At 74.5% G+C, this 11,921-nt stretch carries 13 protein-coding genes; 8 read left to right on the forward strand and 5 right to left on the reverse strand.

Annotated elements, in window-relative coordinates; genetic code table 11:
- Positions 1–98: 98 nt before the first annotated feature.
- A complete protein-coding gene (locus E1291_RS15730) occupies positions 99–1,262 on the forward strand; it encodes an alpha/beta hydrolase family protein (protein ID WP_165495131.1) in 1,164 nt (387 codons plus the stop codon).
- On the opposite strand, the gene E1291_RS15735 is transcribed toward E1291_RS15730, so the two are convergent.
- Both E1291_RS15735 and E1291_RS15740 read right to left on the reverse strand, forming a co-directional pair.
- The gene (locus tag E1291_RS15735; protein WP_131738545.1) at positions 1,234–2,139 is read right to left on the reverse strand and encodes an LLM class flavin-dependent oxidoreductase; all 906 of its coding nucleotides are present in this window, start codon (positions 2,137–2,139) and stop codon (positions 1,234–1,236) included. The two genes, E1291_RS15730 and E1291_RS15735, sit on opposite strands and share 29 nt — an antisense overlap.
- Positions 2,139–3,086, reverse strand: a complete 948-nt coding sequence (locus E1291_RS15740) for a zinc-binding dehydrogenase (RefSeq protein WP_131738546.1) — start codon at positions 3,084–3,086, stop codon at positions 2,139–2,141. The genes E1291_RS15735 and E1291_RS15740 overlap by 1 nt, the downstream gene beginning before the upstream one ends.
- Positions 3,087–3,237: 151 nt before the next feature.
- Between E1291_RS15740 and E1291_RS15745 the strand changes: the two genes are divergently transcribed.
- The 3 genes from E1291_RS15745 (at position 3,238) to E1291_RS15755 (ending at position 6,339) form a co-directional block, all read left to right on the forward strand.
- Positions 3,238–3,822: a hypothetical protein gene (locus E1291_RS15745; RefSeq protein ID WP_131738547.1), complete on the forward strand. Its 585-nt coding sequence runs from the start codon at positions 3,238–3,240 to the stop codon at positions 3,820–3,822.
- 146 nt (positions 3,823–3,968) lie between these two features.
- A complete protein-coding gene (locus E1291_RS15750) occupies positions 3,969–4,610 on the forward strand; it encodes a hypothetical protein (protein WP_131738548.1) in 642 nt (213 codons plus the stop codon).
- 319 nt (positions 4,611–4,929) lie between these two features.
- Positions 4,930–6,339 (forward strand): hypothetical protein, encoded by a 1,410-nt coding sequence (locus E1291_RS15755; RefSeq protein ID WP_131738549.1) that lies wholly within the window; start codon positions 4,930–4,932, stop codon positions 6,337–6,339.
- Positions 6,340–6,437: 98 nt separating this feature from the next.
- On the opposite strand, the gene E1291_RS15760 is transcribed toward E1291_RS15755, so the two are convergent.
- The 3 genes from E1291_RS15760 to E1291_RS15770 all read right to left on the reverse strand — a co-directional run bounded on the left by E1291_RS15760 (position 6,438) and on the right by E1291_RS15770 (position 8,604).
- A complete protein-coding gene (locus E1291_RS15760; RefSeq protein WP_131738550.1) occupies positions 6,438–7,577 on the reverse strand; it encodes a CU044_5270 family protein in 1,140 nt (379 codons plus the stop codon).
- Positions 7,570–8,157, reverse strand: coding sequence for an RNA polymerase sigma factor (locus E1291_RS15765; protein WP_131738551.1), 588 nt, complete (start codon positions 8,155–8,157; stop codon positions 7,570–7,572). The genes E1291_RS15760 and E1291_RS15765 overlap by 8 nt, the downstream gene beginning before the upstream one ends.
- A 108-nt stretch (positions 8,158–8,265) precedes the next feature.
- On the reverse strand, positions 8,266–8,604 hold the full coding sequence (locus E1291_RS15770; protein WP_131738552.1) for an MmcQ/YjbR family DNA-binding protein: 339 nt from the start codon (positions 8,602–8,604) through the stop codon (positions 8,266–8,268).
- Between the two features lie 90 nt (positions 8,605–8,694).
- Between E1291_RS15770 and E1291_RS15775 the strand changes: the two genes are divergently transcribed.
- From E1291_RS15775 to E1291_RS15790, 4 genes are all read left to right on the forward strand, one after another.
- A complete protein-coding gene (locus E1291_RS15775; RefSeq protein ID WP_131738553.1) occupies positions 8,695–9,030 on the forward strand; it encodes a CU044_2847 family protein in 336 nt (111 codons plus the stop codon).
- Between the two features lie 6 nt (positions 9,031–9,036).
- Positions 9,037–10,704, forward strand: a complete 1,668-nt coding sequence (locus E1291_RS15780; protein WP_131738554.1) for a VMAP-C domain-containing protein — start codon at positions 9,037–9,039, stop codon at positions 10,702–10,704.
- Positions 10,705–11,673: an AAA family ATPase gene (locus tag E1291_RS15785; RefSeq protein WP_131738555.1), complete on the forward strand. Its 969-nt coding sequence runs from the start codon at positions 10,705–10,707 to the stop codon at positions 11,671–11,673.
- Positions 11,674–11,707: 34 nt separating this feature from the next.
- Positions 11,708–11,921, forward strand: a 214-nt coding sequence (locus E1291_RS15790) for a hypothetical protein (protein WP_207400752.1), incomplete at its 3' end; no start/stop codon positions are given.

Genomic DNA, 11,921 nt, shown 5'->3' on the forward strand with positions numbered 1-11,921 from the left:
GCTGACCGCCCGCGCGACCGGCGCGTCCCGCCCGCGCGACCGGTACGTCCCCGTCGGGCCCGCGCGACCGCGTTCCGTGTCGGCTACCGTCTTTCTCCGTGACGACCCATGCGCCCGAGTCACCCGCCCCCACCACCCCCGAGCCCAAGCCGCGGCGCCGCACCCGGCGGATCGTCGCCGCCGCCCTCGCGGTCACCGCGTTCGCCGCCGCCTCGCTCGCCGGAGTCGGCTGGTACTTCGCCGGCGTCGCGACCGAGGTCGACCACTCGTCCGACTACCCGTTCACCGTCATCGCCGCAGGCGGCGGCACCGTGACGCTCCCCCGCGAACCGGACACCGAACGGACCGGCACCTGGGCCCTCGCCTGGCGGGACGGCCGCGCCCTGCTCGGCCCCGTCGTCGGCGGTGACCGGAAACACGTCGTACGGCAGGTCGCGTCCATCACCCGGGGAACCCTCGCCAAGGGCACGCGCGTCACCATCGACCACTGGATGTACGAGGGGAACCCCAAGACGGCCCTAGGGCTGGACTATCAGGACGTCACCTATCCGTCCAAGCGCGGTCCCATGCCCGCCTGGCTGCTGCCCGGTGCCTCGCCCAAGAGCACATGGGTCATCGCCGTGCACGGACGGAACGCGGAGAGGGCCGAGACGTTCCGCGCCATGCGCACCGTGCACGCGCTCGGGCTGCCCATGCTGTCCATCGCCTACCGCAACGACGTCGGTGCGCCCAAGGCCCCTGACCACAGGAACCATCTCGGCGACACCGAATGGAACGACGTGGCGTCCGCGGTCGCCTACGCCCGCGCGCGCGGCGCGACCGGCGTCGTCCTGTACGGCTGGTCGATGGGCGGCGCCATGTCCCTGACCACCCTGCGCCACGACGCCTCGTCCGTCCGCGGCGTCGTCCTCGACTCGCCCGTCATGGACTGGGGCGCCACCCTCGACAAGCAGGGCGACGCCCGCCACCTGCCCCGCCTCGTCACCGGCGTCGCCAAGCGCGTGCTGCGACTGCGCTTCGGGATCGACCTCGGCGACTTCGACCAGCGCCGGTTCGCGCCCCGCCTGCGGACGCCCGTCCTGATGTTCACCACCGCCGACGACGCCACCGTCGCCAACCGGCCCGCCTTCGCGTTCACCGCGGCCGCCCCGCCCGGCATGGTCACCCACATCGCCGCGCGGGGCGACCACACCGAGGCGTGGAACACCGACCCGGCCGGTTACGAGCGCGCGCTCACCGCCTTCCTCGGACGGGTGCGCTGACCAGCCGCGCCGCCTCGGCGAACAGCTCGGCCTGGCGACGCCGGTCGGACGCGAACGGCAGCGCGACGACGCGGTGCGCGCCCGCCTCGGCCAGCGCCGCCAGCCGCTCGGCCGCCTGCGCCGGACCGCCGGTCAGCAGCGACCGGCGCGCCTCGTCCTCGCTCATCCCGTAGGCGGTGAGCGCCCGGACCTGCGCGTCCACCTCCGCCTCGGGCAGGTCCCCCAGCCCGACGCTGAGGCCCACCGTCACCTTCGGAGCGGGACGCCCGTATTCCGCCGCCAGCGCCGCGATCCGCTCCCGCCCCGCCGCGACCTCCTCCGGCGCCGAGAACGCCGGGAACCACTCGTCGCCGAACCGCGCCGCGCGCCGCTCCGGGCCCGCGCCGACCAGCAGCGGCGGCATCACCGCCGGCGGCGTCAGCGTCACCTCCGGGGCCGACGCGGGACCGTTCACCAGCACCGGGCGCCCCTCCACCAACGCCGGCAGCATCTCCAGCGCCGCGTCCGTCCGCGCGCCCCGCTCCGCGAACGGCACCCCCACCGCCCGGAACGCCGCGTCGCCGTGCACCGCCCCGCCGCTGCCGACGCCGAGCAGCACCCGGCCCCCCGACAGATGCTGCAGGCTCGCGACCTGCTTGGCCGCCCACGCCACCTGCCGCAGCGGCAGCACCATCACCCCGAAGCCCACCCGGACGGTCCGCGTCGCGGCCGCGGCCGTCGCCAGCACCAGCGTCGCGTCCAGGAACGGCCGCACCGGCACCAGATGGTCACCCGCCCACACCGACTCGAACCCGGCGTCCTCGGCGTGCCGGGCGTGCTCGGCGACCGTCGCGGACGCATCGACGCCGAACGAGGGCAGATAGATCCCGATCCGCATCACCGCCGGACCTCCAGCAGCGTCTTGCCGACCGTGGCCCGCGCCTCGATCGCGGCGTGCGCGCCCGCCGCGTCCTCCAGCGCGAACCGCTGCCCGATCACCGGGCGCAGCCGTCCCGCCGCCGCGGCCTCCAGCACCCCCACCGTGAACTCCCGCAACTCCTCGGGCGACGCCTGCGGACGCACCAGCGCCACACCGCGCGCCGCCGCCTCCTCCTCGGGCACGTCCGCCCACTCACCGCTCGCCAACCCGAAACTGACCATCCGCCCGCCCCGCCGGAGCAGCCCGAACGCCTCCCGCGCCACCTCGCCCCCGACGCCGTCGAACACCACGTCGACCTCCCCGGCGGCCTCACCCCAGCCCGGCTCCCGGTAGTCGACCACCTCGTCGGCGCCCGCCCCGCGCGCCACGTCCGCCTTAGGCCCGCCTCCGGCCGCACCGACGACCACCGCCCCCGCGGCCTTCGCGAGCTGGACGAGCAGCGTCCCCACCCCGCCCGCCGCGGCCTCCACCAGCACCCGCTCCCCCGGACGCGGCGCCGCCGCCCGCACCAGCATCGCCGCCGTCCGCCCGTCCGCCAGCAGCGCGACCGCCTCGTCCAGCGCCAGCCCGTCCGGTACCGGGTACAGGCCCGCCGCGTCCACCGCCGCCCGCGCCGCGTATCCGCCCGAGCCGCCCGTCGCGCTCACCACCCGCCGCCCCTTCAACGCCGGGTCCGCCCCAGCGCCGACGTCCACGACCACGCCGCCGACCCCGTTCCCCGGAACCAGTGGCGGCTCCGCCCGGAACGGCGACGCCGCCCCCGACCGGAACTGCGTCTCCACGAACGTCACATTCGCGAACTCCACGTCCACCAGGACCTGCCCGTCCCCGGCCACCGGGTCGGGCGCCTCCCCGGGCACCAGAACCTCGGGCCCGCCGAACTCCCTCAACCACACCGCGCGCATTGCGCCTCCTTCATCGACAGGGCGCCAGCCTGCAACCTCAACAAGGGTCGAGGTCAATCCGAGCGCAACGAATCCCTTTTCTCGCCCCAGCCACCTCTGTAAGCTTTCGCGCGTGTTCCGCCCCCTTGCCGGCTCACGCTGAGGGACCACGATGCGCGCCCGGTCGATCCGTTTCCCCCGACGGGTACCCCGCCGCGCCGCACCCGTTCTCGCCGCGCTGCTGGCCGCCGGGTGCGGCTCGTCCCACCCGTCGTCCGACGGCGCCCTGAAGCCCCAGGGCACCTTCGACACCGGCGGCGGACCCGCCCCCGCGACCGCGTCCGCCCCGTCCGCGCAGCCCAGCGGCCGCATGTTCGAGACGGTCATCCTGCGCTACCGCGCCTACCAGGCCGCCTACAAGCGCGTCTACGAGAAGAACGACCCGGCCGAGCTCGCCGACGTCGCGGTCGATCCCCTCCTCGGCCAGGTCACCCGGGACGTCGAGGCGACCAAGGCCAAGGGCGAGATCTGGCGCTTCGCCAACACCTTCAACCCCCGCGTCTACGCCCGCTCCGCGGACAGCACCCGCGTCTACGTCATCGACTGCGTCCGCACCCTGAGCGCCTACCGCTTCTCCGCCCGCACCGGCGCCCGCATCAGCGGCGGCCCCGGCAGCGCCTACGTCTACCGCACCACCGTCCAGTACGACTCCGGTACCTGGAAGGTCGCCGACACCGTCCGGGACCGTCCATGCTGAACGCCCGCAGGGAAGGACCCCCCATGCCTCCCACCCCCCGCACAAGAGCCGCCCTAACGGCAACCACCCTGGCAACCCCCCTCCTACTCGTCCCCCTAACCGCCCTCCCCGCCCATGCCGGTCCATGCAGGAATGTGGGCAGCCAGGTGATCTGTGCTCCCGAGCACCGGGACAACGGGAGCTCCGGCGGAGGTGGGGGTGGAGGCGGCGGGGCACCCGGTTCCGGCGGCAGCGTCGAGCCGCCCGCGCCCGACGGCCTGACGCCCGACGAGGGAGTCGGTTTCGTCCCGGTGGACGGCGGCGGCGGTGGCGCCCCGGCGCCCGCCCCGGTCTCCACGGCGGCGCTGCTGGAGAGGGCCCTGAGCTCCGCGGCCTTCCCCGTGCCGACCGTCCACACGGCGCCGGCCGACAAGACCTACGTGCGGCTGAAGACCGCGCTCTGGGTCGACGGGTTCAGAACCGTGTCGACCGAACCGGCCAAGGCGGGCGCGCAGCTGGTCCGAGCGACCGCCACCCCGCTCAAAGTCGTGTGGGATCTGGGTGAGAAGAAGCTCGAGTGCCTCGACGGCGGCAGCAAGAGCGGCACGACCTGCCACTACACCTACCAGCGCTCGTCGGCCGGGCAGTCCGGCGGCACCTACAAGATCACCGCGACCATCAGATGGAGGGTCGAGTGGAGCTGCGTGGGCGCCGACTGCCAGGGCAATGGCGGCCTGCTGGACCCACAGGAGATGACCTCTCCCCCCACTCCGCTCGCCGTGAGCGAGATCCAGACCAACAACCACTGACCGGGAGAGGCCGCTCTCGCGAGCCGAACCTCACGCATGCGCCGGACACAACGGTGGGGCCGGTGCCGACGGCGCTGCTATGATCGCGCGCATTGCGTGGGGCATGCTCCCTTGCTTGCTGGATACCTCGCCGGGCTGTTAGGCGACTCTCACCTCCCTGGGCATGCCGCGCTGTCGCGCTCGTCGACAACGGCATAGGAGGCCGGGCGTTCTCGCCGGTCTCGTGTTTCCCAGAGTTAGGGTCGCGGTGTTGCCTTCCCCTCCCAACGGCCGATGGCCTCGGTATGCGTCGACACGGGGCGCCGTCCTGGAGAACCGGGTGTTCTCGGGGGTGCTGCTGGGCGGGGTGCTGCTCCGGGTGGTCGCGATGCTCGGGTATCCGCCGGCGTTGTGGTTCAACGACAGTTACGACTTCCTGCGGATCGCCAACGCGCCGTTCCCGCATCCGCTGCGGTCGGAGGGGTACGGGCTGTTCCTGTGGGTGCTCAGGCCGTTCCACAGCCTGGCGCTGGTGACGGCGTTGCAGCACGGGGCCGTGGTGGTGATGGCGGCGCTCGGGTACCGGGTGCTGGTGCGGGACTTCGGGGTGCGGCGGGGGTGGGCGGCCGCGGCGCTCGCGCCGTTCCTGCTGGACGGGTACCAGATCGAACTGGAGCACATGCTCCTGTCGGACACGCTGTTCACCGTGCTGGTGCTCGGGGCGGTGCTGCTGATGGCGCGGCCCGGGTCGCGCGGGTGGCGGTGCGCGGGCGTCGCGGGGGCGATGCTCGGGGCGGCGGCGGTCACGCGGACGGTGGGGGTGCCGCTGATCGCGGTGGCGCTGGGCTACCTGCTCGTCCGGCGGACCCGGTGGACGGCGCTGGTGGCGCTCGCGGCGGCGTTCGCGCTGCCGATCGGGGCGTACGCGACGTGGTTCCGCCACGACCACGGGCGGTTCGCGATGACGTCGGCGGACGGCGTCTACCTGTGGGGGCGGACGTCGTCGTTCGCGGACTGCGGCCGGGCGGCGCCGCCGCCGGACCTGGCGCGGATGTGCCCGCACGGGCCGCCGGACGGCAGGCCCGCCGCGTCCCACCAGATCTGGGAGGAGAACTCGCCGACCGGGTGGGTGGACGGGCGGCCGTTCGACGAGGAGACCAACGAGAAGGCCCAGGCGTTCGCGCTGTGGGCGATCCGGACGCAGCCGCTCGGCTATCTGCGGGTGGTGTCCTATGACTTCTTCGTCCGGACGTTCTCGTGGGGGCGCAGCCCGTATCCGACGAGGGGCACCGAGGCGAGTTACCGGTTCCCCAGGCGGGTGGCCCCGCCGAAGGCCGTGCCGGTGATCGGCGGCGGGGACCGGGCGTCGGTGGTGCGCGAGTACGAGCACGGGGCGGGGCGGACGCGGGTGGTGAGCCCGTTCGCGGACGTCCTCCGTGGTTACCAGAAGGTCGTGAACGTGCGGGGGCCGGTGCTGGGGGTGGTCCTGCTGGTGGGGGCGGCGGGGATCCTGTGGCGGCGGGCACGGCGGGGCAGTGGGCTGTTCTGGCTGGTCGGGACGGCGCTGCTGGCGGTCCCGCCGGTCACCGCGGACTTCGACTACCGGTACCTGCTGCCCGCTCTGCCCTTCGCGTGCCTGGCGGCGGTGACGGCGTGGGGACGGTCGCCGGACGCGGCGGAGCACGCGGCCGAGCCCGAGCCGGCGGGACGTGAACCGGCGGGACGCGAACCCGAGGTCCAGCCCGCCTGACCTGCGCCCGGTCGAGGTCCCGTCGCGGATCCCCCGGGTGCCGGGCGGGTGCGGCATCGGCGAGGTCCTGTCGCCGATGCCGCACCCGCGCCGCGTCCTCAGCCGGGCTGGCCTTGGTGCATGCGCTTGATCCAGTCCGGCAGTTTCGATTCCAGGGAGGCGTTCGTCCACTCGGCGGACCGGACGACCTCGAAGAACTGCCGGGTCCCCGCGCCGAGGGCGGCGTTCTCGGTACCGGGCTTGATGATCACGCCCTGGCTCGCGGTGAGCCGGCCGGTCGCCCGGTCGATGAACAGCTGCCATTCCACGGTGCCCTGGCCGGGGTCGGTCCGGCGCATCGCGACGGCCGGTCCGGTCCGTCCGGCCGCGTCCGTCGCGGTCACGACGCTGACGCCCTTGAGGCTCGCCAGCAGCCGGTACATGGCGATGCGCACGGGGTCGTCGACGGGCCTGTCGACGAGGAGGTCCGAGGCGCTGGTGAACAGGAACAGGTCGGGGTCGCTCAGCCGCTTGTGGTCGAACTTCGTGGCGTAGTTGAGGATCCACGCGCGGAGCTTCGAGGGGTCGGCGGGCAGGCGTCGCGCGTCCTCGACACCGAAGTCCAGTGCGGCGCCCTCCCGCTTGACGGGGCCCCGCCGGGCCTCGCCCGGGGGCTCGGCGAGTTCCCAGACGGGACGCGGGTCACGCCGCCGGGCGGCACGGTCGGCGGGCCCCACCGGGTCGGCGTGCCAGTCCTCCCGCTGGTCGTTCCACTCCTCGCTCGTTATGGGTACGTCGTGCTTGGGGCCCGTCTTGTACAGTGATTGCCCCTTGCTCGCAAAGGTGAACACGTTCTGGGACATCTGGACCCGGTAGCGGTTATCTGGGGGGCCCACCTGCACGGTGGAGCCCACCTGGTCGTGGACGTACCAGAACTGCCCCTCGGTCAGGTGCTTGGCCTTGGCGTCGGCGGCGGCGAGCAGGAAGTCGGCGGCGGGGCCGCCGTAGCCCGCGAGCGGCTCCGGGTGGTAGAGCGGGCGCGTCCGCCAGGCGTTGTAGCCGCCGCCGGAGGCGCCGAGCACGACCGCCGCCGCGCCGAAGGCCAGCACGGCCCTGCGGGACGGGACGCGCCGCCGCGATCGACGCCGGGCCGGTGCGATGGCCTCGGCCAGCAGCCGATGGCGCGCCGCGGCCTTCTTTTCCGCCGACGGGGCGCGCTCGGGGGTGAGGTGGTCGGCCACCTTGGTCAGCTCATCCACGGTCGTGCTCCATGTCGTCGGTGGGGTCGGTGCCGAGGGCCGCGCGGACGGTGCGGCGGGCCCGGCTCAGGCGGGAGCAGACGGTCCCGTAGCGGACGCCGAGGGCCGCGGCGACCTCGGGGTAGCTGAGGTCGCCGAGCGCGACCAGCAGCAGCACGTCCCGGTCGCCCGGCGACAGCGCGGCCAGCGCGGGGCCGAGCCCGGCGTCCGCGGCGGCGACCGCCGCGGTCACCCGGTCGGCGTGGCCCTCGTGCGCGGCGGGCTCGTCGAGCCGCGCCGTCGCGCGGTAGCGGCGCACCTCCTCGCGGCGGTGCCGGCCCACCAGCCGCGTGGCGATGCCGTAGAGCCAGCCGCGGGCCGAGCCGCGCGCCGCGTCGAACCCGGCGCGCTTGCGGAAGGCGACGAGGAACGTCTCCGCCGCGATGTCGTCGGCGGCGTCCGCGCCGAGCCTGCGGTCGACGTAGCGGTGGACGTCGTCGTAGTGGCGGTCGAAGATCTCGGCGAACCGCTCGGGCTCGCGGAGGGACGCGGCGATCACCTCGGCGTCGTCGGCGGCGAGGGCCGAGGCCGTGTGGGTCACCGGTGGACCCGCCCCGCGCGGGGAACGGTCATGGGTCGCCTTCCTGAAGGCGTGGAGAACGGTCACGCCTCTACTCGCCCGCAGGCCGGTGAACCCTTCTCGGCGCCCTCAGCCGAGGTGGGCGGCGGCGACGCGCTTCGGGACGACCATGCGCCAGGCGTCCACCACCAGCTCGGTCATCTCGGCCTCGTCGAGCGCGGCCGTCCACGCCTGCACCCAGTTGAACCGCAGGTCGGACTCGCCCGGAAGGTGGAACTTCGCGGGCTCGGAGGCGACCAGGCCGGCGCGCTCCTCCTTGGGGAACGCGAACCCGAGGACGGTCTCGTCGCGGGAGAACGCGGCGTAGACGATCGCGCCGACGCGGAACTTGACCCGGTCGCGGATCAGGTGCTCGGACGTGCGCGGCAGCGCGAGCGCCACCCGCCGCACCTGGTCAACAGTGATCACGTGTCCTCCTCCGGCCGTGTCCGCCGGAAACATCGTCCCAGCTCTTGACGATCTTGTTACATTGCCAGACGGATCGACGAGGGGACGCGTGTGAACGAGCTGGTGCGCTGGACGACCGAGCACGGCACGGTGGTCGTGGAGTCCGACGACCGCGAACCGGGCATGGACTCGGTGTCGGTGGGCGACGGCATCGTCCGCGAGGCCGGCGTCCGGTTCGAGGAGGCGCTGCTCGGCGTCCGGGAGGCCGCCGAGGCCGCGCTCGGCATGCTGCGCGGCGGGGCCCTCGCGCCGGACGCGCTGGAGATGGAGTTCGGCGTGAAGCTCAACGCCGCCGCCGGAGCGGTCATCGCCAAGACCTCGCTGGAGGGGCACCTGAAGGTCAAGATGACCTGGGGCACGGCGGGGGCCCCGGCCGAGGAGGAGTAACCGCGGGTGGAGGAGTGGCAATGGCGCGCGTGGGTCGGCGGCCCGGCCGGCGGCAAGCGCGGCGCCGCGTTCCTGGTCACCCCGACACGGCTGCTGACCTGCGCGCACACCGTCCAGGGGATGGCCGAGGCACGGGTCGGTTTCCCCGGGCTGCTGGAGGACCTGCCCGCCAGGGTCGTCCCGTGCGGGAGCTGGGCCGCCGGTGAACCCGGTGACGTGGCGGTGCTGGAGCTGGCCGAGCCCGTCCCCTACGCTCCGGCGCGGCTCGCGGGGCCGGACGAGTTGTGGGACCGCACGTCCGGGGGCCGCGCCTTCGGCGTGTGCGGGTTCCCGCGGCGTCCCGACCGCAACGAGCGGTACGCGACGGTGACGACCAGCCCGCACCGGCGGACGCGGCAGGAGTGGTGGGAGCTGAAGACCGCGCCGGGCGACTGGCTGGAGGAGGGCTACAGCGGGTCCGCGGTGTACGACACCGACACCGGCGAGGTCATCGGCATGGTCACCAACGCCGAGCTGCGCGCCGGGGACCGCGCGGACCTCGGCTGGATGATCCCGGTCGGCCGGATCCGGCTGTACTGGGAGGAACTGGACGACCTGCTGCCGCTGGGCTGGCTCACCCCGGCCGCGCGCCGGGAGCTGCGCCTGCTGCTGGCGGGGGTCCGGTTCACCGAGCCGCTGGCCGCGGAGCTGGACGCGGTCACCGGCCGCCGCCGCGCCGAGGGCTTCCGGTCCGCCTGGGACTCGGTGCGCCACCTCGCCGAGGGGTGGCCGCCCGGGAGGCTGCCCGGCTACCTCTCCGCGCTCGGCCGGCACCTGCCCGGCGACGCCCGGGACGCGCTCGCCGGCTGGTCGCGCCGGCACCTGGCGCCCGCCGCGCCCGCGCCCGCCGCCGCCGAGCCGGCCTCGATCATCGTCCGGCTGGAGCGCGTCACGTTCGACAACGCCTTCGACGTGACGGTGCACACCTGGCTGGACGGCGTCGAGGGCCCCTCGCAGCGGACCGAGCGCGTCCCGGAGCGCCGGGTCCGCGACGCCGTCGAGACGGGCGTGGCGCGGGCGCTGCCCGCCGTCCTCGGCCGCGACTGGATGATCGAGTTCGCGGTCCCGGTGACCTGGCTCAGCAAGCCGTTCGAGGAGTGGCACCTGGACCGCGCCAACCGGATCCCGATGCGCCGGTACCCGGTCGTCGTGCGCGACGTGGAGCGGCTCCGTCCCGACTCGGTGCGGCGCGACCAGGCCCGGCAGCGGTGGCGGCTGCTGCACGAGCGGGGCCGCAGCGACCCGCAGCGGATCGACTGCGGCGCGCCCCGCCGGGGCACGGCCTTCCAGGACTGGCTGGAGGCCAACGACGACTTCTGCGTCCTGGTGTACGGCGCGCGGCCGGTCAGGAGCTGGCTCACCGCCGCGCTCAACAACGGCGTGCCGGTCATGCTGTGGCCTCGGACCGCCTGCGACGGCGCCACGCACGACGACTGCCGCGGCCACCGCGTCCTCACCGAACTGGCCGCCGCGGTGGAACGCGCGCATCCCGGCGAGCTTCCCCGGGTCGCGCTGGCGCTGCGCAAGAAGTCCCTCACCGCGCCCAAGGACCGGCCGCACTGCGGCCGCGACCTCACGCTTCTCTGGGACGATCCGTCCCGCCTGCCCGACCCCCCGCTCGCCATGGAGGTTTAGGTGACCGACTGGCTGCTCTACACGGGCACCCGCCTACCGCACGACGGCATCGACCGGTTGCCCCCGCCGCCGCCGTGGCGCGCGTTCAAGGGCGGCCCCGTCCTGGCGCCCCCGGAGGGCGGTTCCGGCAACGACCACCAGGCGACGACGTACCGCCCGTCCGACGACGCCGTGCAGCAGGTCAACGCCGCCCTGTACCTGCGCCGCCCGCTGCTGGTCACGGGCCCGCCCGGCACGGGAAAGTCCACGCTCGCCTACGCCGTCGCGCACGAGCTCGGCCTCGGGCCCGTCCTGCACTGGCCCATCACCAGCAGGACGACGCTGCGCGACGGCCTCTACCAGTACGACCCGCTGACCCGCCTGTACGCGGCGGGCCGGGACGACGACCGCGCCACCGAGGACATCGGCCGCTACCTGCGGCTCGGCCCGCTCGGTACCGCCCTGCTCCCCCACGAACGGCCCCGGGTGCTGCTCGTCGACGAGATCGACAAGAGCGACATCGACCTGCCCAACGACCTGCTCACGATCTTCGAGAAGGGCGCCTACGAGATCCCCGAGCTGACCCGCCGCGCCGACCCGTCCGCCGAGGTCATGACGGCCGACGGCCCGGCCGGGCGGGTCACCGTCACCGAGGGGACCGTCGTGTGCCGCGCGTTCCCGCTGGTGGTGATGACCAGCAACGGCGAGCGCGAGTTCCCGCCCGCGTTCCTGCGCCGCTGCGTCACCGTCGAGCTGCGCCAGCCCGCGGACGAGGACGAGCTCGCCGCGATCGTCCGCGAGCATCTGGGGCCGCTCGCCGAGCGCAGCGGCGACCTCGTCCGCCGCTTCCTCGACCGGTCCGCGGCCGGGGCGCTGGCGACCGATCAGCTCCTCAACGCCGTCTACCTGTGCCGCCACGCCGACGCCGCGGACCGCCTGGAGCTGGCCGACCGGATCATGTCGCGGCTGACCGCGCCCGTCGACGAGTGACCCCTAATGATTGAGCTGCGATGAATGAGCTTCGATGAGTGAGCTCGACCGGTTCCGGGAGGCGGTCGCCGCCGCCGGGCCGCCGGACGCGCAGCCCGACGCGCTGGAGCTGTGCGAGATGCTCTGGCTCGCCTGCCATCTCCAGCCCGCCGGCGAGGACGCCGCCGAGCCCACGGCGCCCAGGCGGCCGCCGCCCGCGACCGTCGAGACCGGGACGGCGCCGCCGCCCGCCGAGCCCGTCCCGCCGC

This window comes from Actinomadura roseirufa (genome assembly GCF_900659635.1).
GTDB lineage: Bacteria > Actinomycetota > Actinomycetes > Streptosporangiales > Streptosporangiaceae > Spirillospora > Spirillospora roseirufa.